Raw genomic sequence first — 21,406 nt, 5'->3', positions numbered from 1 at the left:
GGTGCCATCATGCCGCGCCAGTGGCCCCGCCTGTCAGCTTGGCTTGCGTGTCGGCCAAGGCAAGTAACTGGTCACGTTTGTCCAGCAGATGCGCCAGCCGGTCGGCGTCAAACGGCACAGACGGCAGCGTCATCGCACAATCAAGGCGGGCACGGGCAGCAGGCGTAATTTCGGGCAGAATACTGGCTATCGCCACCATTTCGTCAAAGCGGCCCCAGCAATTGAGCGCAAGATCGCAGCCCGCCGCAACGCAGGCCAAAGCGCGGCTCGCGACATCGCCTTGCAACGCATTCATATCCAGATCGTCGCTCATCAACAGGCCGTCGAAACCGACCATATCGCGAATAACCTTATCAATGACAAAGCGCGACATGGTTGCGGTGTGCGCCTTGTCCCAAACGTCATATACAACATGGCCCGTCATGCCCATCGCGGCGGTTTTGAGCGCGCGGAAGGGGGCAAGGTCTTGCGCCAACTCGGCCTCAGTTGCGGTCACATGTGGCAAGTCGTGATGGGTGTCGACCGTAGCGCGGCCCTGCCCCGGCATATGCTTTACGACGCCGATGACGCCGCCCAAGGCAAGACCATCAAGGATCGCGCGGCCCAACGCCGCGACACGCATCGGGTCGCTGCCCAAGGCGCGGTCGCCAATGGCGGAATGCGTGTCGGGCACGCGAACATCAAGGACGGGCAAGCAATCGACATTGATGCCAACTTCGGTCAGCGAGAGCGCAATAGCCTCTGCATTACAACGTGCCGCCTCAATCGCGGTGATAGGTGCGATGTCATATAGCGCGTCGAACGCGCCGCCAGCGGGGAAATCAGGCCAGACCGGCGGACGCATCCGCGCGACACGGCCGCCCTCTTGGTCAATCAGGATGGGCACATTGTCGCGGCCATGCAACGCCCGCAAGCTGTCGGTCAGCGCGCGGACCTGCACCCGATCTTCGATATTGCGTTTGAACAGGATATAGCCTGCTGGCTCGACATCGCGAAACAGCCGTTTTTCGTCATCCGTCAGGGTCAGGCCCGATAGGCCAAATATTACCGGCTTCATGGCGTGAACGCTAAGCCCGCCGCCGCCGCAAGGCAAGCATGGAGCGGCGGGAAGTGGCGCTTTAGCTGTGTATAATTACCGAATTGCGCCCAAGAAATCGAGCTTGCCCAAAGGCACACCCTTCATCCGCAACAGCGCATAGGCCATGCTGAGATGAAAGAAGAAATTGGGAATGGCAAAGCCGTGGACGTAGGTGTTGCCAGTGAACGGGATGTCCCCGCTGGGCGTCGTCAGCACGACCTTTGCATCTTCGCGGGCTTCAAAACCATCGGGCGATGCGGCTTGCAGAAAGGATATGGCCTTGGCCACGCGGGCTTGGACATCGTCATAGCTGGCTTCATCATCGGCCCAAGGCTGGTTTTCAACTTGGCCGACGCGGACCGCAACAAACTTCGCGGTATCAGTGGTCATCTGCACTTGCTTCGTCAGCGGGGCCATGTCGTCGATCAGCCGCGCATCGAGCAATTGAGACACATCCATGCCCTGTTCAGCGGCAAAAGCCTTACCCTTTTCGAGCATATTGGACAGGTTTTTCAAGCCGCGGATGAAAGTGGGAATGGCAGCGTCATATAAAGCAGGCATATTCTTTTTCCTCGGGAAGTTTGGCGCTGCTTAAGTTGCTATTTGAAACGCTTCAACGTGAAAAAGGGGGCGGTGCGCCTTGTTAGAAAGGAAATGCCAGCATGACGAGAGAGTGCGTGGCATCGCGCCAGAGGCCTACCGCACGATCAAGCAATTCTCACCCGCGACCCTCAGTTTCGCGCAGAGTTGTTGCGCTTCGGTTGAATTGGCGGTGACGGCTTGCAGGCGGAAAACTGTGCCCCCGCCTTCGACATTGGCTTGGGCAATCTTGCGATTCATCCCCGCCAAAAACCCAAAGCGCTTGTTTAGACCGGTCCATGCCGTTTCGGCCTTGGCGAAATCGCCGAACGCGCCAAGCTGCACCAAGACCGCATTCGCAGGCGCTTTATCGGTCGCAGTTGGAGTCGCTGGCTGCGCCGTAACAGGACCAGCGGGCGGAACCGCGAGCACGGCGCCAGTTTTCTGCCCTTCGCTTGCGGCAAAGGCGGAATCGCCTTCACCTTCGAAGCTTTTGCCGCCAGCATCCGCAGGCTTTTCCTTGTAATTACTCTTGGGCGCGACGATCAGTTCGCCCGTGCCGTTTGGTCCGCCCGCTTGGCCTGATTGAAGCCAATAAATGCCCCCGACAATCGCCGCGAGCAAAGCAAAGCCAGCCACCCCCAAGTAGGCGAGCCGCATGGGCGATCCGTTCGGCTCTGCGGCATAACCATCAGCGGTTTCGAGCCAAGGCAGACGATCATTGTCGTCGAGATTCAGCCCATCATTGTTGCGGTTAATCACGTCACGTCCCCAATCCCTACATGTTGTAAGCGGCTTCAACCCCCATCAGACGCAATCCATTGCGTAGGACTTGCCCGATTTTGTCCGCCATGAAAAGCCTTGCGCCTGTAACTTCCTGATTTTGCACGAGTATAAAGCGCTTATCAGGCTGGTCATTACCTAAGTTCCAATAGGCATGGAAAGCAGCTGCCAGATCATTCAGATAAAAAGCAATTCTGTGCGGCTCGCCTGATTTTGCGGCGGCTTCCACGATACGCGGGAAATTTGCGGCTTCGCGGATGAGGCCAATCTCCGCATCGCCCAGCAACGCGATCTGCGCGCCATCGGGGCCAAGTCCTTCGACTTCTGCCTTGCGCATGGTCGATGATATGCGCGCATGGGCATATTGCACGTAGAATACCGGATTGTCCTTTGACGCTTCCACCACCTTGGCGAAATCGAAATCCATTTGCGCATCGGACTTGCGTGTCAGCATCGTGAAGCGGACGACGTCCTTGCCAACCTCTTCAATCACCTCGGCCAAGGTTACAAAACTGCCTGACCTTTTGGACATTTTAACGGGTTCGCCGCCGCGCAGCAGGCGCACCATCTGCACCAGCTTGACATCGAAATCGACTTTGCCATCGGTAAGCGCATTGACCGCCGCCTTGATCCGTTTGACCGTACCCGCATGGTCCGCGCCCCAAATGTCGATCATGGCATCGACGCCCTGGCTTTTCTGAAAATGATAAGCAAGGTCAGCGCCGAAATAGGTCCAGCTGCCGTCGGATTTCTTGATAGGCCGATCTTGGTCATCGCCAAATTGCGTTGAGCGGAACAAGGGGAGCGTCACAGGCTCCCAATCTTCAATTTCCTTGCCTTTTGGCTTTTCCAGCTCGCCGTCATAGACGAGCCCGCGCGCACGCAACTCTTTCTCTGCGACATCAGCCTTGCCTGCTTCATGCAGCTCGGCCTCGGACGAAAACAGGTCATGGTGGATGCCAAGCAAGGCCAAGTCGGCTTTGATCATCTCCATCATTTCGCCGACTGCGGCCTTGCGGAATAGCCCAAGCCATTCGCTTTCAGGCGCGGCGACATATTGGTCACCAAAACGCGTCGCAAGCTGCTGGCCAACGGGAACCAGATAATCGCCGGGATACAGCCCTTCTGCGATTTCTATGGTCTCGCCCAATGCCTCACGATAGCGCAGATGCACGGACCGCGCGAGGACATCGACTTGGCCACCCGCGTCGTTGATATAATATTCGCGGATCACGCGGTACCCGGCAAATTCAAGCAATTTAGCCAAAGCATCACCGACCACAGCGCCGCGACAATGACCCATATGCATAGGGCCAGTCGGGTTAGCGGAGACATATTCGATATTCACGTACTTGCCATCGCCCACATGCGATCGCCCATAATCGTCGCCCGATGCCGCGATACCGCGCAATTCATCAAGCCACGCCGATGCATCAAGCCGCAGGTTGAGGAACCCCGGCCCGGCAATTTCAACCGCCGTAACACCAGCGACCTTCGCCAGTTCAACCGACAAAGCCTCTGCTAAGGCGCGCGGGTTGGTTCCGGCGGGTTTCGCAAGCACCATTGCTGCGTTGGTGGAGATATCGCCATGCGTCGCATCGCGCGGCGGCTCAACCGTTACATTGCTGCGGTCCAAATCCGTCGGCAAGGTTCCGAGCGCCACAAGCGCGTCCAACGCATGGTCGACATGCGCTGCATATTGTTCAAAAAGGGTCATGACTGTGCCTTGAAATCAACGCGGATCAACGCGTGACATTGTAACGCAGCTGATCTTCGGTCAGCTGAAAACCGATGAGCATTTCAAAGCTTGATCGGACAACCGCTGCGCGCACTTCGGGGTCGGCCATCGGGTCAAGCGCCGCGTCGGGATCGCCCGGCTTGCGCTTCTTGGTGATTTTCTGCACGATTTCGGCGGGCAAGCTGGCTGCGTTTCTGTCGATATAACCAGCCGCTTGCGCCTGCGCCGATGCGCGTTGCTGGCCATCGGCAAATTGCAGTGTCACTTGACCAACCCGCTTTGCAATCACAGCGCTGCCGCCTTGAACGACCGTGTTGAAATACGGTATAATTACAGACCGGCTGCCGCGCACGTCGCTGCGCCGCGCTTGCACATCAAATGTCGCCTGCGAAAAGATCTTCTCGCCCCCTTCGTCGCAAACAGGACGAATATTGGTGATTGTCGCAACCACGTCGATGGCTTCGGCGTCCGTGCTGCCAATTGGGTTGAAAATAGTGATGTCCCCCGTGCCATCGGGCACCGCAACCGTAGGGCAGCCAGACCGCGTGACGTTCACGCCAACGCCAGCAGCAACATCCAGTTCGCCGTCGCGTGAGCAACCGGCCAAAGTAGCGGCGGCAATACCGATGGTCAGGGCTTTGGCGGCGAAGTTCATAAAGGGCAATCCTTGGGTTTCTGAGGCTTGGGTCGCGGGTGCGAAACGTGATTTAGTCCTTATCCCCCGATTGCGGCCCGCGCAACAGGGGAAAGGTCTTGGCGGATGCAGCGACTTAATCGGGGTCATAACCTGTTAAAATCAACTTCGCGGCGTCAAAATGGCAAAGATATCGAAGTAAAATGTCCGCTGCAGGCAGTTATTCTGCTTGCAAGGGCATTTTACTTTGAGATCGAAGCCATTTTGGCGTCCTTCGGATTTGACCCATTTTGTCCATTGCCACGTTGGCAAAGCTAGACTTAGAACCACTAAGCCTGCGCCTTGCCGCCTTGCACTGAACAAAATGGCCTCAAACCTCGTAGTTGAATTTAACAGGTCATGACCCTAAAGAACATGACGTATGGCTGAACAATCACCCCCAAAAAAATCGCTCCGGCTACTTTTGGCCGCGCCACGTGGTTTTTGCGCAGGCGTTGACCGCGCTATCCAGATTGTTGAGCTTGCGCTCGAACAACATGGCGCGCCGGTCTATGTCCGCCATGAAATCGTCCACAACCGCTATGTCGTTGACAGTTTAAAGGTCAAAGGTGCAATTTTTGTCGAAGAACTCGACGAAGTGCCCGATGGCGGCAATGTTGTATTTTCCGCACATGGCGTTCCCAAATCTGTTCCTGCAACTGCGCAAGCACGTGGCCTTGCCTATTTTGACGCGACATGCCCATTGGTATCAAAGGTCCATAAGCAAGCCGAACGGCAGGTTGAAGCAGGCCGTCATATCATTTTCGTGGGCCATGCCGGGCATCCGGAAGTCATCGGCACCTTTGGCCAAGTGCCCCCCGGTGCGATGACTCTGGTGGAAACAGCCGACGAGGCACGGTTGATTGAGCCTGCGGAACCCGACAATCTCGCGTTTTTGACGCAGACCACATTGTCGGTCGATGATACATCGGAAATCGTGGGAATCCTTCAACAACGCTTCCCCAATATCGTCGGGCCAAAGGGAGAGGATATTTGTTACGCCACCTCGAACCGCCAAGAATCGGTGAAAGCGATTGCGCATCAATGTGACCTTGTCCTCGTTATCGGCGCGCCCAACAGCTCAAACTCGCTCCGTTTGGTTGAGGTTGCCGCGCGTTCCGGCGCGAAGGCCTATTTGGTGCAGCGTGCCGAAGAAATTAGCCTGAACTGGTTTGATGACGTTAAAACGCTCGGCTTGACCGCAGGAGCGTCGGCACCTGAAGTTTTGGTGCGCGAGATTATCGACGCACTCGCGCTGCATTTCGACTTGGATGAGCAGCAAGTCACCACCGCCGAAGAGACCATCACGTTTAAACTGCCCCGCGAACTGGCTGGCGCGGCGATCTGATTTGGCGGTTTATACGCAGTTAGGGCCGCAGCAGGTTGACGCATTGCTGGCGCATTATGAAGTCGGCGAGCTTGTGGCGTTGAAGGGCATTGCGGAGGGCGTCGAAAACAGCAATTTCTTTGTGCAAACAACGCAAAGCCGCTTCATCCTGACCCTTTATGAAAACCGCGTAAATCCCGACGATTTGCCGTTTTTCTATGCTTTGCTCAAGCATTTGCATGATGCAGGTTGCAAGGTGCCGCAGTTTATTACGGATCGTGATGGCCAATGGCTACAAACCGTCGCGGGGCGACCGGCGTGCCTTATAGAATTTCTCGATGGCGTTTCTGTCACCGAGCCGACGGCGGCACAGGCACATTCGACCGGTGCGGCATTGGGGCATATGCACAAGGCGCTGGCCGATTTCACTTTGTCGCGGCCAAATAGCCTTGGCGTTTCGGCATGGCGGCCATTAGCGATGCGTTGCACGGCCGAAGGACTTGAGTCCATCGCGAACGGCCTGTCAGCGCGGGTCTTTGCCGAGTGCGATCATCTGGAGGCGCATTGGCCAACCGATTTGCCCGTCGCGGCGATCCATGCCGATCTGTTTCCGGACAATGTCCTGATGCTTGGCGACCATGTGAGTGGCTTGATCGACTTCTACTTCGCGTGCACTGAAATCCGCGCTTATGACTTGGCGGTCACGCACAGCGCATGGTGCTTTTCCCATGATGGCGCCGTTTTTGATGCAGAGGTGAGTGCGGGCTTGCTTTCGGGCTATGCCAATTGCGTGCCCTTGGACGCAGCAACGCGGGAAGCCTTGCCCATATTGCTGCGCGGAGCATGTCTGCGGTTTTTGTTAACGCGCTGCTATGACTGGATTAACACGCCGGCAAATGCGCTTGTGACGCGCAAAGACCCGCTGGCGTTCCTGCGCCGACTTGATTTCTACAGCGACAGCACGCAGGTTGAAAATATGTTGGGGCAGTATTCGTGAAACAGCTTGAGATTTTCACCGATGGCGCTTGCAAGGGCAATCCCGGGCCTGGCGGGTGGGGTGCTGTGATCCGTTATGACAAGCATGAGAAAGAAATTTCGGGCGGCGATCCAGATACCACCAATAATCGGATGGAGCTTTCCGCCGCGATTAAAGCGCTCAACATCCTGATCGAGCCGTGCCATGTGAAATTGTACACGGACAGCAAATATGTCCTCGACGGCATCACCAAATGGATCCACGGCTGGCAACGCAATGGATGGAAAAATGCTTCAAAACAGCCCGTCCGCAACGCCGATTTATGGCATGACCTGATTGAGGCGGTTGCGCGTCATCAGGTCGAATGGATTTGGGTGAAAGGGCATAATGGCCACCCCGAAAACGAACGCGCCGACCGGCTGGCGAGCGACGCGGCGGAGGTTGCGGCGCAGCGCTAAAGAAAACGCGCTGGCGTGTAGATAGCGGAATTCACCTTGTGCGGCGGGGCAATTGCTTCATCCAATAATGACCCGGCAAGCTGCGCTGCGGCAGGTGCAGTCTGGATGCCAAAGCCGCCCTGCCCCGCAAACCAGAAAAACGCATCATTCGCCGAATCGCGACCAATGACGGGCAACCGGTCCGGCGCGAAGCTGCGAAGCCCGGCCCATTTATGCTCAACGCGCTGAATCTCCCAATCCATCACAGTCTGCAGGCGATCAATGGCGGTGGCGACGTCCAGTTCCTCTGGCGCGGCGTCACAGGCCGGGGTTGCGGTTTCATCATGCGGACTGAGCCACAGGCGGCCGCCCGCATCGGGTTTGAAATAGAAACTGCCATCCAACCCAATCACCAAGGGCAAGTCCGCCGGAACAATTGGCGACACAACCAATTGTGCGATCGTGCGGCGATAGGGTTGAATGCCCAAGGGCCGCACCTGCGCCATTTGCGCCACTTCGTCGGCCCATGCGCCCGCCGCGTTAATGAGGATATTTGCCGAACAGTTCAGGCCGCCCGCCGTGATCTGCCATGCGCCCTTTTGCCATATAGCGGCGCTCAGGCGGCTGTTGCAGTATAGGTCTGCGCCTTGCCTTTTTGCTTGGCGCAAATAAGCGGCGTGCAAATTTGCGACATCAATGTCGCAACAGTCTGGCTCCCAAAGGCCATGTGTCCATTCGCTGCGTAGTCTAGGGACACGCATTGCCACTGCGGCGCGGTCGCTGACGTCGATATGAACGCCGCTGGCCGCAAATTCGGCGAGCATATCGTCCGCCAACGCCGCCTGATCCGATGTACCGATGTGCAGCGCGCCGCGCTTGTGCATCAATGGGCCGTCATGAAAATCCGCAGGTGGCGCGGCCAAAAACGGCCCTGACGCAGTGGTGAGTGGCTGGACCCCCGGGCCGCCATAGCATTCGACCCAGAACGCGGCCGATCGGCCCGTCGAATGATATCCGGGATGCGCCTCTGCCTCAAACAACACCACCGATGCCCGCGCGGACAATGTCGCCGCAAGGCTTGCGCCAGCAATGCCAGCACCGATAATGGCAAAGTCAAAGTCGCTCATTTTCGCGGTGCGTTGACTTCCAGAAAGCTGTCGATCCGCTTGAGGCACTGGTCACGCACGGGATCGGCCTCCCGCAACAATTCATGCGCGGCCTCTTTGCCGAAGATTAATGTTTCGGCAACTGGCAGGCGTTTGCTGTCGGCAATCACGCGCGGAGTGCTGACCAACTGGTCGCCAGTGGTCGCGAGCAGCAAGACGGGCGTCTTCACCGCCTCCAACAGACCCGGCGCTTCCAACATGCGGATCGACGCAATTGCGCGTTCGATCCAATGCCAGCTTGGCGGCCCCAATTTGACATTAGGGCGCAATTTCCACCATGCGAGTTCGTCTTCGTAACGATCATCATCATGCGTCAACATTCTGCCACGCATCTCGAGGGGCGACATGGGTTTCTCACTGACTTTCCATGCGGCATCCTCGCCCTTGCCGATCTTGACCATCAGCTTTGCAAACGCATGGTTCAGGGCCAGTGGCAGGCCGCCGGTTTGAATACCCAGCATCGGCGCGCTCAGCACGACCGCGTCGGGGTCAATTGCCTTTTCCACCAAAGCGCGCATGGCCAGATGCCCGCCCATGCTATGTGCCATCACAACAAATGGGCCGGGATTTTTCTGTTTCCAAGCGCGCCAAAAAAGCCGCAGATCAGAAATCCAAGTGCCAAAATCATCGATATGACCCACTTGCGGGTTCGCCAATATCCGTCCGGATTCGCCCTGCCCGCGCCAGTCAATTGCCGTCACGCGCCAGCCCGCATCGGCATAATAGGCCAGCGTCTCCAGATATTTTTCATAATGGTCGCCGCGGCCTGGCAGGAACAATAACGACCCGCGGGGCGGGTTTGTGCCTTGCCAATCAATGCGGCGAATGGCCCATTGGTCGGCGGCATGCCAGATGCTCTCCACTGCGTCGGCAGGGATCATGCGTCGGTTCATCGGGGTATTGGTTACGTGCATGGCTGTCTCTCGTAAACTAGGCGGTACGGATATTGAAGCGGGGATCGATGCCTACCCCTTTAACTTTTACGAACGGTCTGCTCGATAGCGCCAAAGATACTGTGTCCGGCATTGTCGAGTACTTCAATCCGCAAGACGTCGCCATCCTTTAGGAATGGCGTCACCATATCGCCCGTCTGGATTTTCTCGACCATGCGCGCTTCGGCCAAACAGCTATAGCCAAGGCCGCCAGCAGCAACAGGCTTGCCGGGGCCACCATCGGCATCACGGTTGGATACTGTGCCCGAACCGATAATAGACCCTGCACCGATATTCCGCGTCTTGGCGAGATGCGCGATCAAGGTTCCAAAATCAAAAGTACAATCGTCCGAAGCCACCGCGCGGCCAAATGGCGCGCCGTTAAGGTCAACATTCAATGTGCGGTGCAGCTTTCCGCCCTGCCAATGCTCCCCAAGGCTGTCCGGCGTGACGAACACGGGCGATAAGGCGCTGGCGGGTTTCGATTGGACAAAGCCAAAGCCCTTTTCCAACTCGGCGGGGATGAGGTTGCGTAACGACACATCGTTCACAAGGCCAACCAGCCGGATGTAAGACAAGGCGTCCTGCGCCGATGTTCCTTGCGGCACATCGCCAGTCACGACAACAATCTCCGCCTCAAGATCACATCCCCACGCCTCGTCGGTTAAGGGAATGTCGTCGCGGGCACCCATGAAGGCATCAGAACCACCCTGATACATTAAAGGGTCATGCCAAAAGCTGTTGGGTAGGACCGCGCCCCGCGCCTTGCGGACCAATTCGACATGATTGACATAAGCCGAACTGTCCGCCCATTGAAAAGCCCGCGGCAAAGGTGCGGCGGCGTCATGTTCGTGGAAGCGTTCGCGGGGAATGACGGCATGTTCAAGATCGGTCGCGAGTGCTTGTAATCGCGGCGCAAACTCTTCCCAATCGTCAAGCGCGGCCTGCAACGTCGGGACGATGTGCGCGGCATCGGCATACCAGGCAAGATTGTCCGACACGACAACCAGATGTCCGTCGCGGCCCGACTTCAATGATGCAAGTTTCATGATGTTTCTCCGGCTTTTGCCCTTCATGCAACGATATTGCGGTTGCGGCAACCGCAACTCTGCGTTTGGGCGTCGGGAATGTTGGGCGCGAGGAAATTGGGCTCCTAACCCAGCTCAACGACTCGCGCGCGCAATTGCGCCAACATCGCCTCCAACAACTTCGCCTCGCCGCTGCCTAATATCTTCTCAAGCTCGGCCTCTAACGTCAGCGCCTCTGGCACAATGTGTTCGTATAAATCGCGTCCCGCTGGCGTGAGCGCCAGATGATGTGAACGGCCATCCGACGTGTTAGGCACACGGCTGATCAGGCTGCGTTCCTCCAACGCCTTGCACGCGCGGTTAATGGTGACCTTGTCCATCGCGGTTGCCGTAACCAATTGCCGCTGCGTTGCCACATCGCTTTCGCCCAACAGCGCCATAACTCGCCATTCCGGCAACTTTAGAGCAAATTTCCCACGATAAGCACGCGCGATCAGGTTACTGACCGCGTTCGAGGTGATGGATAATTGATAAGGAAGAAACGCACCGAGCGTCAGTTTTTTTGTTGGCATCAGTCGGGCTTCACTTGGTCAGGATGCGCCGCGGCAAACGCCGGAAACGCGGTCAGCGCGGCATCCATCCGCAATAGCTTGGGAAAGGCATCCAACGGCGTATCCACGCGGCGGGCATTCGCCATTTGCGGGACAAGGCAGACATCGGCCAAATTCGGCAAATCGCCGCCGAACAAGCCATCTTCGGGTGCCATTGCCTCCAACGCCGTGAAACCTTCAATTATCCAGTGCCTGAACCATTGGTCCACAGCCTCTTGCGATTGGCCCATCTGGTCCTTCAGATATCGCAGGACGCGCAGATTATCGATGGGATGTATGTCGGCAGCGATAATCAGCGCCTGCGCCAATGTTTTTGCCCGATCCGCCGGATTTGAAGAGACCATCGCGGGGTCGGGATATTGCGCATCCAGATAGTCAATAATCGCCAAGCTTTGCGTCAGGTCATGCCCGTTTATCGACAGCATCGGGACAAAGCCCTGCGGATTGCGCTCCACATAATCGGGTGCCCTTTGGGCATTGTCCAGCAGGCTGGTTGGCACGCGCGTATACGTCACATTTTTAAGGTTCAGCACAATGCGCACACGATAGCTTGCGGACGAACGCTGGTAGTCGAACAGGATAATTTCACTCATGCATCCCAATAAGCATGGCATAGGTAAAAGGCAAAAGCATTGCGACTTGCGACTTGCGTATTGGCCGTTTATGCAGGTCTTCAACTCGAAGGACCCGATATGCATCACAGCAAAAAATGGATGATCGCAGCCGCGATTATCGCGGCCGTGCCCGCACAAGCCGCCGCGCCAGTTTCCGGGCTTTGGGTCACACAAAGCAAGGACGGCGTGGTCGCAGTATACCAATGCGGCGCGGCATTATGCGGGAAGCTGGTGAAGTTTCTTGTCAACCCGCCAGCAGGTGCGGGCGCGAAGGACATGAACAACCCCGATAAAGCGCTACGCAACCGAACGATATTGGGCATGAATGTCCTGACTGGATTCAAGTCCGACGGCAAAGAATGGAAAGGCCAGATTTACGATCCCAAGTCAGGTAAAACCTATCGCTCGATCGTCTACAAGGGCAAGTCAGGCAATCTAGTCGTCAAAGGATGTATTGGACCATTTTGTCAGGCGCAAACATGGACGCCGGCCAGCTAAGAGTCAGGGCGACTTAAATCCACCTACGCCGCGTCAATTATGCGCGTAATTTCCATCCAGAGCGCAGCAAGAGATAGCAGATAAGCCCAAGTGCCGTGTTGAGCGCGAGCAACAGCAATGCGCCAAACGCCACCGGGCTATCCGCGTTGCCGATAAAGCCATAGCGGAAACCCGAAATCGCGTAGAAAAACGGGTTAGCGTGGCTAATCACCTGAAAAGTAGGCGATAATGTATCAACCGAATAGAAAGTGCCAGACAGCAAAGCCGCAGGCGCAACGATGAAGTTGCTGACTGCGGCGGCATGATCGAACTTTTCCGCCCATATTGATGTCATGACGCCGATAAGCGCAAGCATCATGGACCCCATCAGCCCGAACCACAAAACCGCCCAGAAATGCATAGGGGTGACATGGACGCCGGGCCAGAATAACATGGCAAGCCAGATCGTTCCGCCAACCAGAAACGCCCGCGTCACCGCAGCCGCCGTAAGCGCGGTCAAAACCTCCGCGTTGGAAAGCGGAGGCATCAGATAATCAACAATCGTTCCCTGAATCTTGCCCACCAACAGCGAGAAGCTCGAATTTGCAAAAGCGTTCTGCATCATGCCCATGATGATAAGGCCAGGCGCGATAAAGTCAGCGAACGACACGCCCAACACGGTTGGCTTGACCGCGCCCAAGGCGACGGTGAAGATGATCAGATAGAGCAGGGTCGTAATGGACGGGGCCCACACGGTTTGCAGCTGCACCTTAAAAAAGCGGCGGACCTCTTTCGTGTACAAGGTTTGCAGGCCAACCCAGTTTACATTGCGGATATAGCGTTCTCCATCGGGCAGTTGCACAACGGGGTTGGCCTCCCTATCTTGGCCAGTGTTGCTTTTATGGTGGATAGTCATTGAGCAATCGACTATCGGCTTGCAGCGATAACCGCAAGGCGCAATCGCGTCATTCGTGCGGCAAATAGAACTCGTTATTGGAATTGCAATTATGTCGTGGACCGACCAGCGGATTGATCAGCTAAAGGCGCTTTGGGACAAAGGCCTGACCGCAAGCCAGATCGCAGATGAACTTGGCGGCGTCAGCCGCAATGCCGTTATTGGCAAGGCACACCGTTTGGGCCTGAAATCACGCCCTTCGCCTGTGAAGTCGAACGATGCGGACAAAAAAGCCGCGCCGAAAAAGGCTGCACCGGCGCCGGCAAAGGCTCCTGCCGCCGCTGCGCCAGCGCGCCCACGTCCATCTGCACCGACCGCTGAACCAATTACCCCTGTGCGCGCAGACGATGATACCTTAGAGGCACCCGCGCCGCGCGCGTCGGCGATGCCGCGTATCGTATCCATTGGACCCGGTGGCTTCATGCGTCAGGGTCCCGGCGATCAACAAGCGCCCATACCACCTGCCCCGCCACGCCGCCTTGTGCCCGCAAAGCCCAGCCGCGAAATGGCGGACAAAACATCCTTGCTCGATTTGAACGAGCGTATTTGTCGCTGGCCACTTGGCCACCCCGGTGAGGCGGATTTCCATTTCTGCGGTGTGCCCGTGAATCCGGGCTTCCCTTATTGTGTCGAACATTGCGGCCGTGCCTATCAGGCGCAGCTTCCACGCGGTGTGCGCCGCCCTCCACCACCCATGCCGTTTGGTGGGCCAAGGGTTCGTTAAAGGCCGGAAACGAAATATCCACAGGCTATTTTCAAAGCCTTGTGCTCGTGCTTGCGCGGGTGACTCTCCCGTGCCTATAGCATACCGATGAACGATGACCTGTTCGGCGGCAGCGCGGCCGCCACCGCCGCATCCAATGACTATACCGCTTCTGCGATTGAGGTGTTGGAGGGGCTTGAGCCTGTTCGCCGTCGCCCGGGCATGTATATTGGCGGCATTGATGAGCGCGCGTTGCACCATCTGGCGTCCGAAGTGCTCGACAATTCGATGGATGAGGCTGTTGCCGGCCACGCCAACCGGATCGAAGTTCTTCTGGGTGTCGGCAACCGCCTTACCATTACTGACAATGGCCGCGGTATTCCGGTCGATCCGCATCCGAAGTTCCCTGACAAGTCTGCGCTTGAGGTCATCCTCACAACCTTGCACTCCGGCGGTAAATTCACCGACAAGGCCTATGCGACCTCGGGCGGCCTGCATGGTGTGGGTGTGTCGGTCGTCAATGCGCTTTCGACTGATACTTTAGTTGAGGTCGCGCGCAACAAGCAGCTTTATCGCCAGCGATTTTCGCAAGGCCTTCCGCTCGGCAAGTTGGAGGAATTGGGCCCAACGCCCAACCGGCGCGGAACAACGATTGCCTTTACGCCCGACCCCGAGATTTTTGGCGCAGACGCGAAGTTCAAACCCGCGAGGCTGTTCCGTTTGGCGCGGTCAAAGGCCTATTTGTTTGCTGGCGTCGAAATACGCTGGCGCTGCGATGCGGAATTGGCGAGCGAGGATGTGCCCGCCGAAGCCGTGTTCCAATTCCCCGGCGGTCTGTCCGACCATTTGCGAGAGCAGCTTGGCACCCGTGCCTGCGCCACTACCGAATTTTTCGCCGGGACGCAGGATTTTCCCGACGCGCAAGGGCGCGTCGAATGGGCGATTTCATGGCCATTATATTCCGACGGTTCCTATAGCTGGTATTGTAACACTATTCCCACGCCCGATGGCGGCACGCATGAGGCGGGCGTTCGCGCCGCGCTGACCAGGGGCCTGCGGGCCTTTGGCGAATTGATTGGCCAGAAAAAAGCCGCGCAGATTTCAGCGGAAGACATTTTCAACGAAGCCGAATTGATGTTGTCGGTATTCATCCGCAACCCGCAATTTCAAAGCCAGACCAAGGACCGGTTGACCTCACCTGAGGCAACGCGCCTTGTCGAAAACGCGGTGCGCGACCATTTTGACCATTATCTTGCCGACAATATGGAACGTGGCAAGGCGTTGATAGGCTTCATCCTTGAAAAGGTCGATGATCGCTTGCGCCGCAAGGCCGAGCGTGAGGTGAAGCGCAAGACCGCGACCTCAGGCCGCAAGGTGCGCTTGCCGGGTAAGCTTACCGATTGTGCGTCGGACGACCCGACTGGCACCGAATTGTTTATCGTCGAAGGCGACAGCGCAGGCGGCAGCGCGAAACAAGCGCGCAATCGCAAGACGCAGGCGATACTGCCGATCCGGGGTAAAATCCTAAACGTTGCATCGGCCACGGCTGACAAGATCCGCGCAAACAATGAAATCGCCGACCTGCAATTGGCGCTGGGCTGTGGCACACGTAAGGACTGCAACCCGGATAATCTGCGCTATGAACGGATCATCATCATGACCGATGCCGATGTCGATGGCGCGCATATCGCGACCTTGCTGATGACATTTTTCTTCCAAGAAATGGCGGAGATCGTGAAAGCCGGGCATCTCTTCCTCGCCCGCCCCCCGCTCTATCGCCTGACGCATGGCAGCCAAAGCGTCTATGCCGCCGATGACGCCCACCGCGCCGAATTGGAAACGACGCTGTTCAAAGGCAAGAAGGTCGATGTTGGCCGCTTTAAGGGACTCGGCGAAATGAACCCGAACCAGTTGAAGGAAACCACAATGGACCCGGCGACCCGCTCGCTGATCCGCATCACTTTGCCGCATGAATATGAACGGCGCGCAGTGGTCAATGACCTGGTCGACCGCCTGATGGGCAAAAATCCGGAGCACCGGTTCAACTTCATTCAGGAAAACGCCGCGCAGTTGGATGAGGATACGATTGACGCTTGATGGGGGCAGTCTCTTCGCGCGAGCGTCACCCCGAGCATCACCTATCGTCCCCCTGAACTCGCTTCAGGGTCTATCGTGCAGCCAAGGCGGACCTTGAAAGACGGAATGGACGCTGAACCAAGTTCAGGCTGATGCTGATTTAAGCCACTCGGAACGCAATATTCCGAAAATCAGGCTATCGCGTAGACCGATATGGGTTTCCCATGCTTCACGCAAATGCCCTTCGCGCTGGAAACCTAGTTTTTCAAGAAGCCGTATTGAACCAATGTTATCGGGGTCTGTGTCTGCCATAACCCGACGCGCAGCGAGGTTCACAAAAGCATGATCCAAAGCCATACAGGTAGCTTCATAGGTATAGCCTCTGCCCCAATGGCTGCGTCCGAGAATATAACCTAGCTCAAAGCTGTTTTTGCGGCACGGCAAAAGAATAACCCATCCTAGTGCGACCCTTTCGTCGAGCGTGATGGCCCAACATATATGACCAGCCTTGGTGTCTGCATTCAAAGCAATGTAACTTTGCGTTTCATCGATATCCTCATGCGGGCCGCTAGACCAATAAAGCATAACTTCGTCATCGGATAGAACATCAAAGAGCGCGGGTGCATCATCGACTCTCAACTGCCTGAGAATGACACGCTCGCCGAGAAGTTTCGGCGCAGTCACCCCGTCAAAGCCTCAACCAGCGCCTTCACCTTCTTCTGCCGCCATTGTGGCAAGGGTGCGACTAGCCAATAGGCTTGATCGCTTTCCTTCGCATTGTCGACGGCGCGCACTTTGCCGCTGGCGATGTCAGCTTCGGCAAGGATTAGCGGGACAGTCGCCCTGCCCAGCCCAATCGCGGCGGCGTCAATGGCAAGGCCAGCGTCGGCAAGACGAAGCGCGGCAACGCCCTCTGCCACCGGACAATTTGGCCAGCTGATTGGTGTCTCTGCCCCACCCTGTGGCGCGGCAACGGTCACATAAGCGCCCGCCGCAAGGCAAATGCCCTCATGTTCCCCCGGCCCGGTAGTCAGGCGGATGGCGAGGTCGAGATTGGCCTCGGTAAAGTCAATACTCTCGTCCGCCGCAACCAAATTAAAACGCGTATCGGGGTTTGCCTTGCTAAACGTCGCCAGCCGCGCGGCGAGCCATTTGGCGGTAAAATCACGCGGCGCGGCAATGGTCAGCGCATTGGACGACTGCCCCGCCTGCATTGCACGGACCGATTCTTCGAATTGCAGGAACCCGGCGCGCAGGGCATCAAGGCCGTTTGCCGCTTCGTCCGTCAGCTCCAGCCCCTTGGGCGTGCGGCGGAACAGCACGACGCCCAACATATCCTCCAGCGCGCGGATTTGTTGACCGACGGCGGCGGGTGTGACCGCGAGTTCGTCGGCTGCCTTCGTAAAGCTCAAATGCCGCGCCGCAGCGTCAAGTACGCGCAAGCCGTTTAGGGGCAGATGGGTGCGCTTCATCGCGCCGTAGCTGGCGCGACCAGCGTAAACCGCGGAATTTCAGCAAGGAACGTGGTACTATCTTCGCGAATGAAACGATATTGCCCTTCCATCATGCCGCTGGGTGTGGGCAATGGGCAACCGGAAACATAATCATGGCTCTCGCCCGGCTTAAGCAGCGGCTGTTCTCCCACCACGCCGTCGCCATCGACATGGCTGATCGTGCCGCGACCATCGGTAATCCGCCAATGCCGGGTCATTAATTGCACAGGCGCATCACCCACATTTTCGATGCGGATATGGTAGGACCAGAACCAGCGTCCTTGGGCGGGCGCGGATTGTTCCACCAAAAAATTTGGCGAGACGCGGACGGTAATGCCGTCAGTCGTCGCGCTGGCGGCGAAAAAGGAATCGAGGATGCCGCTCATAAACCAGCGGCCTTGAGCGCCTGATCCAAATCTTCGATCAAATCGGCAGGATCTTCCAAACCAACATTGATGCGGATCAAGCCTTCGCCAACGCCCATCGCTTCGCGGGCTTCGGGGCCCATGCTGTGATGCGTGGAGGATGCCGGGTGGCACATCAGGCTGCGCGCATCGCCGATATTGTTCGAGATATCGATCAACTTCAGCCCATTTAATAAGGCATGTGCTTGTTTACGGCCACCATCGACCGAAAAGGCGAAGATTGGCCCGCACGCCTTCATCTGCTGCATCGCAAGTGCATGTTGCGGGTGGCTTTCAAGGCCGGGGTGCATCATGTGCGGCACGCGGCCCTCAAGGAATTTACCCACGACAAGCGCGTTTTCAGACTGCCGCATGGCGCGCAGCTCCAACGTCTCAAGCCCCTTATGCACCACCCATGCGTTAAAGGGTGACAAATTTGGCCCAGTGTTGCGCTGAAACGGCAAAAGCACGTCATCGATCCATTGTTGCGAGCCACACACCGCGCCGGCCAATACGCGGCCCTGCCCGTCCATCAATTTGGTTGCGCTATAAGCGACAACGTCGGCGCCAAAGTCCATCGGACGCTGAAGAACGCTCGTAGCAAAGGCGTTATCGACGACGGTGGTGATACCATGTTCCTTCGCCAGTCCGCAGACATAGGCCATGTCGACAATGTCCATCGTCGGGTTTGCCGGCGTTTCAAAGAAGAACACTTTCGTATTCGGCTGGATCGCGGCCTTCCACGCGTCATTATCGCGGCTGTCGATGGTGGTCGTGCTGATACCCCATTTGGGCAGCAAATTGTCCGTTAGCCAACGGCAAGAACCGAACGCCGCACGCGCGGCAACGACATGGTCGCCCATTTGCAACTGGCACAATAACGCCGTGGTCATCGCCGCCATGCCCGTGGCTTGGGCGCGGCATGCCTCTGCCCCCTCCATCAACGCAATGCGTTCTTCAAGCATTTGCACCGTCGGATTCTGCAACCGCGAATAGGTCATGCCATCCTGTTCACCGGCAAAGCGCGCGGCAACGGTTTCAGCGTCGTCATAGGTAAAGCCCGACGACAGGAATAACGCCTCAGACGTCTCGCCATGCTCGCTGCGCCAAGTGCCCCCACGCACAGCTTGGGTGGCGGGACGCCAAAGCTTCGTAATTTCGCGATTCTGGCCTGTGGTTTTCTTCATAAGTTCGCTTTTCGGGGAGAGCAGGGTTCAGGTCAAGGCGGCAAGCACCGCATCACCCATTTCACGGGTCGAATGAGTGCCGCCGAGATCCGCAGATCGTGCGCCCCCAGCAAGTGCCTTCGCCACGGCAGTTTCAATACGGTCGGCATGCTCCGGCAAGTCCAGAGAGTAACGCAGCATCATCGCCGCCGACAATATCGTCGCAAGCGGGTTGGCCTTGCCCTGCCCCGCGATATCGGGCGCGCTGCCGTGGATTGGCTCGTATAAGCCCTTCTGGGCGGCGTCCAAAGAGGCGCTCGGCAACATGCCAATGGAGCCAGCGCACATGCTGGCCTGATCGGACAATATGTCGCCGAACAAATTGCCCGTCACGATCACGTCAAACTGGCCAGGGTTGCGCACCAATTGCATCGCGCAATTGTCGACATACATGTGGCTTAAAGCGACTTCGGGATATTCGGCATGGGTTTCAATGACGACATCGCGCCACAGTTGCGAGGTTTCGAGCACATTGGCCTTGTCCACCGAGCAGAGTTTCCTGCCGCGCGCCATCGCGGTTTCAAAGCCGACGCGGGCGATGCGGCGGACCTCATCCTCATTGTAAGACATGATATCATAGCCTTCGCGCTTGCCGTCGGCGGTTTTGCGCATACCCTTTTCGCCAAAATATACATCGCCATTGAGTTCGCGGACGATGACCATATCAATTTGTGACGCAACCTCAGGGCGAAGCGCGCTGGCGTCGGCCAATTCGGGAAACAATATCGCGGGGCGCAGGTTCGCGAACAAGGATAGTTCCTTGCGTAGGCCCAATATCGCCTGTTCTGGACGCAAATGCCGTTCGAGCGCGTCACAATCCGGATCCCCCACCGCACCAAATAATATCGCATCAGCGCGCTTGGCAAGCGCGAGCGTGTCGACGGGCAATGGATGGCCAGTCGCCTTATATGCCGCACCGCCGACGAGCACTTCTTCAAAGGCAAGCCCTTCGATAGCGAGCGCATCCAGAACGCGCAGTGCTTCTGCGATGACTTCGGGACCAATTCCGTCCCCGGGTAACAAAGCAACTAACATGGCGGCATTCCTCAAAAGAAACCGTAGTGCTGCGCCTGTCGAAGCACGCCTCTCGGGATGGCGATGCCTTTAAGCGCCCTTCGACAGGCTCAGGGCTACGGGGTTGTAATCATGCCTCCCCTGCCAAGTGCAGAGCGCTTATGCAACTGCCCTTTTCAATCGCTCCACCAGCCGTTCACGCGCAGCCATGACGTCGGCGCGGCGGTCGCCCAGCACATGCGCGACCAGCCGCTTGCGAGTCTGCGCCATCATTGCGACGGGCGCGCTGTCACTATCATGGTCTTCAGCATAGCCAAGTTCGGCCAGCAGCAACGTCTCATATTGCGCCACCGCCCCTGCCCACACCCTAGCCGCCGGGGCAAGTTCAATTGCGGAGAGCAAACCATCCGCTGCGCTATGGACACGCGGATAGGGGATGCCCTCCGCCAGCGTCGCTGCGGTCAGCGCCGTGACCCAGTCAATCGCGGCAATCGCCAATGGTTCGCTTAACAAATGCGCGCGGCTGTGCTCTAATTCGGGCGTCAGGCGCGCCAATTGTCCAGCGATGCGCGTCCGCCATTCGCCCTTGATGACATTGCCGGGGATGAGGGCTGGCCGCAATTGCCGCCCGCGTGCGCCTGCGACATAGCCCGCAATGATGCCGTAATCTGCGGTAAAGCAACGCACAATGGCACCTGTTTCGCCATGGTTGCGGACCGCGCAGATGATGGCCGATGCCGAAATGTCCATGCGCCCTCATGCCAAGACTGCGCCGTGAGGGGAAGCTCTATCCTGCGTCCCCGCTGACCATGAATAAGGTCACACCTGCATATTTTTCGGCGGCAGGTTGGAAAACAGCATCAATTTCAAATGACTGATCCGTCAGTTGCAGTTCGTTGAGCCCCGATAAATGGAAAGCGCCAATCTTCTTATCACGTCGCGCAACGCCATGTTTTTCCAATATGACCGCATCGGTGAACACTGCATTATGTTTGGAATATAGGACATGCGGGGCAAGCTTCATCGGCACATTGTTGTACACTAGGGTGATACATTTTTTGAGCGCGATAGCTTCAAGCAACAGTTGATTGTTCGTCATAGGCTGACTCTATCGAA

24 protein-coding genes are annotated in these 21,406 nt (G+C 57.3%); 6 read left to right on the top strand and 18 right to left on the bottom strand.

Translation table 11 applies throughout. From position 1 onward, the window contains the following. Nucleotides 1-7 precede the first annotated feature (7 nt). The 5 genes from nagZ to Q0N43_RS00790 form a co-directional block, all read right to left on the bottom strand. Nucleotides 8-1,057: a beta-N-acetylhexosaminidase gene (nagZ, locus tag Q0N43_RS00810; RefSeq protein WP_295441082.1), complete on the bottom strand. Its 1,050-nt coding sequence runs from the start codon at nt 1,055-1,057 to the stop codon at nt 8-10. 75 nt (nt 1,058-1,132) lie between these two features. Then, on the bottom strand, nt 1,133-1,639 hold the full coding sequence (locus Q0N43_RS00805) for a DUF1993 domain-containing protein (RefSeq protein WP_295441079.1): 507 nt from the start codon (nt 1,637-1,639) through the stop codon (nt 1,133-1,135). Nucleotides 1,640-1,774: 135 nt separating this feature from the next. Beyond that, a complete protein-coding gene (locus Q0N43_RS00800) occupies nt 1,775-2,419 on the bottom strand; it encodes an SPOR domain-containing protein (protein WP_295441076.1) in 645 nt (214 codons plus the stop codon). A gap of 16 nt (nt 2,420-2,435) precedes the next feature. Beyond that, nucleotides 2,436-4,157: an arginine--tRNA ligase gene (gene argS, locus Q0N43_RS00795; protein WP_295441074.1), complete on the bottom strand. Its 1,722-nt coding sequence runs from the start codon at nt 4,155-4,157 to the stop codon at nt 2,436-2,438. Nucleotides 4,158-4,182: 25 nt separating this feature from the next. Beyond that, nucleotides 4,183-4,833: a hypothetical protein gene (locus tag Q0N43_RS00790; RefSeq protein ID WP_295441072.1), complete on the bottom strand. Its 651-nt coding sequence runs from the start codon at nt 4,831-4,833 to the stop codon at nt 4,183-4,185. Between the two features lie 400 nt (nt 4,834-5,233). Between Q0N43_RS00790 and ispH the strand changes: the two genes are divergently transcribed. From ispH to rnhA, 3 genes are read left to right on the top strand one after another with little or no spacing between them, the layout of a single operon-like run. Further along, entirely contained in the window at nt 5,234-6,199 is a 966-nt protein-coding gene (gene ispH / locus Q0N43_RS00785) for a 4-hydroxy-3-methylbut-2-enyl diphosphate reductase (protein ID WP_295441070.1), read from the top strand. Between the two features lies 1 nt (nt 6,200). After that, on the top strand, nt 6,201-7,175 hold the full coding sequence (thrB, locus tag Q0N43_RS00780) for a homoserine kinase (RefSeq protein ID WP_295441067.1): 975 nt from the start codon (nt 6,201-6,203) through the stop codon (nt 7,173-7,175). Continuing rightward, on the top strand, nt 7,172-7,612 hold the full coding sequence (gene rnhA / locus Q0N43_RS00775) for a ribonuclease HI (protein ID WP_295441065.1): 441 nt from the start codon (nt 7,172-7,174) through the stop codon (nt 7,610-7,612). Before thrB ends, rnhA begins: the two co-directional genes overlap by 4 nt. Here rnhA and Q0N43_RS00770 read toward each other — a convergent pair. The 5 genes from Q0N43_RS00770 to maiA all read right to left on the bottom strand — a co-directional run bounded on the left by Q0N43_RS00770 (nt 7,609) and on the right by maiA (nt 11,921). Further along, complete coding sequence (locus tag Q0N43_RS00770; RefSeq protein ID WP_295441063.1) at nt 7,609-8,718, bottom strand: FAD-dependent oxidoreductase; 1,110 nt, start codon at nt 8,716-8,718, stop codon at nt 7,609-7,611. The two genes, rnhA and Q0N43_RS00770, sit on opposite strands and share 4 nt — an antisense overlap. Then, a complete protein-coding gene (locus tag Q0N43_RS00765; protein WP_295441060.1) occupies nt 8,715-9,671 on the bottom strand; it encodes an alpha/beta hydrolase in 957 nt (318 codons plus the stop codon). The genes Q0N43_RS00770 and Q0N43_RS00765 overlap by 4 nt, the downstream gene beginning before the upstream one ends. A 59-nt stretch (nt 9,672-9,730) precedes the next feature. After that, entirely contained in the window at nt 9,731-10,738 is a 1,008-nt protein-coding gene (locus tag Q0N43_RS00760; RefSeq protein WP_295441057.1) for a fumarylacetoacetate hydrolase family protein, read from the bottom strand. Nucleotides 10,739-10,842: 104 nt separating this feature from the next. Next, nucleotides 10,843-11,289, bottom strand: a complete 447-nt coding sequence (locus Q0N43_RS00755) for a MarR family winged helix-turn-helix transcriptional regulator (protein WP_295441054.1) — start codon at nt 11,287-11,289, stop codon at nt 10,843-10,845. Further along, a complete protein-coding gene (maiA, locus tag Q0N43_RS00750; protein WP_295441051.1) occupies nt 11,289-11,921 on the bottom strand; it encodes a maleylacetoacetate isomerase in 633 nt (210 codons plus the stop codon). The genes Q0N43_RS00755 and maiA overlap by 1 nt, the downstream gene beginning before the upstream one ends. A 99-nt stretch (nt 11,922-12,020) precedes the next feature. On the opposite strand from maiA, the gene Q0N43_RS00745 reads away from it, so the two are divergent. Beyond that, on the top strand, nt 12,021-12,440 hold the full coding sequence (locus Q0N43_RS00745) for a DUF2147 domain-containing protein (RefSeq protein WP_295441048.1): 420 nt from the start codon (nt 12,021-12,023) through the stop codon (nt 12,438-12,440). 37 nt (nt 12,441-12,477) lie between these two features. Here the strand turns inward: Q0N43_RS00745 and Q0N43_RS00740 are convergent, their stop codons facing one another. Further along, nucleotides 12,478-13,335 carry an ABC transporter permease gene (locus tag Q0N43_RS00740; RefSeq protein WP_295441045.1) on the bottom strand — a complete coding sequence of 286 codons (858 nt, stop codon included), beginning with the start codon at nt 13,333-13,335 and terminating at the stop codon, nt 12,478-12,480. Nucleotides 13,336-13,426: 91 nt separating this feature from the next. Here Q0N43_RS00740 and Q0N43_RS00735 point away from each other — a divergent pair, with 91 nt between their 5' ends. Together Q0N43_RS00735 and parE are read left to right on the top strand one after the other, a co-directional pair. Further along, the gene (locus Q0N43_RS00735) at nt 13,427-14,098 is read left to right on the top strand and encodes a GcrA family cell cycle regulator (protein WP_295441042.1); all 672 of its coding nucleotides are present in this window, start codon (nt 13,427-13,429) and stop codon (nt 14,096-14,098) included. Between the two features lie 87 nt (nt 14,099-14,185). Further along, entirely contained in the window at nt 14,186-16,174 is a 1,989-nt protein-coding gene (gene parE / locus Q0N43_RS00730) for a DNA topoisomerase IV subunit B (RefSeq protein ID WP_295441039.1), read from the top strand. 123 nt (nt 16,175-16,297) lie between these two features. Here the strand turns inward: parE and Q0N43_RS00725 are convergent, their stop codons facing one another. From Q0N43_RS00725 to Q0N43_RS00695, 7 genes are all read right to left on the bottom strand, one after another. Further along, the gene (locus Q0N43_RS00725; RefSeq protein WP_295441036.1) at nt 16,298-16,837 is read right to left on the bottom strand and encodes a GNAT family N-acetyltransferase; all 540 of its coding nucleotides are present in this window, start codon (nt 16,835-16,837) and stop codon (nt 16,298-16,300) included. After that, nucleotides 16,834-17,625 (bottom strand): LysR family transcriptional regulator, encoded by a 792-nt coding sequence (locus Q0N43_RS00720; RefSeq protein ID WP_295441033.1) that lies wholly within the window; start codon nt 17,623-17,625, stop codon nt 16,834-16,836. Before Q0N43_RS00720 ends, Q0N43_RS00725 begins: the two co-directional genes overlap by 4 nt. After that, on the bottom strand, nt 17,622-18,032 hold the full coding sequence (gene apaG / locus Q0N43_RS00715; RefSeq protein WP_295441030.1) for a Co2+/Mg2+ efflux protein ApaG: 411 nt from the start codon (nt 18,030-18,032) through the stop codon (nt 17,622-17,624). Before apaG ends, Q0N43_RS00720 begins: the two co-directional genes overlap by 4 nt. Continuing rightward, nucleotides 18,029-19,237: an aminotransferase class I/II-fold pyridoxal phosphate-dependent enzyme gene (locus tag Q0N43_RS00710; RefSeq protein WP_295441028.1), complete on the bottom strand. Its 1,209-nt coding sequence runs from the start codon at nt 19,235-19,237 to the stop codon at nt 18,029-18,031. The genes apaG and Q0N43_RS00710 overlap by 4 nt, the downstream gene beginning before the upstream one ends. Before the next feature lie 27 nt (nt 19,238-19,264). Next, nucleotides 19,265-20,311 carry a 3-isopropylmalate dehydrogenase gene (gene leuB / locus Q0N43_RS00705; protein ID WP_295441025.1) on the bottom strand — a complete coding sequence of 349 codons (1,047 nt, stop codon included), beginning with the start codon at nt 20,309-20,311 and terminating at the stop codon, nt 19,265-19,267. A 138-nt stretch (nt 20,312-20,449) separates the two neighbouring features. After that, complete coding sequence (locus Q0N43_RS00700) at nt 20,450-21,040, bottom strand: recombination protein O N-terminal domain-containing protein (RefSeq protein WP_295441021.1); 591 nt, start codon at nt 21,038-21,040, stop codon at nt 20,450-20,452. A gap of 37 nt (nt 21,041-21,077) precedes the next feature. Beyond that, nucleotides 21,078-21,389 carry a hypothetical protein gene (locus Q0N43_RS00695; RefSeq protein ID WP_295441018.1) on the bottom strand — a complete coding sequence of 104 codons (312 nt, stop codon included), beginning with the start codon at nt 21,387-21,389 and terminating at the stop codon, nt 21,078-21,080. Between the last annotated feature and the right edge of the window lie 17 nt (nt 21,390-21,406).

Source organism: Sphingorhabdus sp. EL138, from assembly GCF_945882965.1.
Lineage (GTDB): Bacteria > Pseudomonadota > Alphaproteobacteria > Sphingomonadales > Sphingomonadaceae > Sphingorhabdus_B.
The sequence above is the reverse complement of the archived record's forward strand: the minus strand, read 5'-3'. Positions and strand labels throughout refer to the sequence as shown.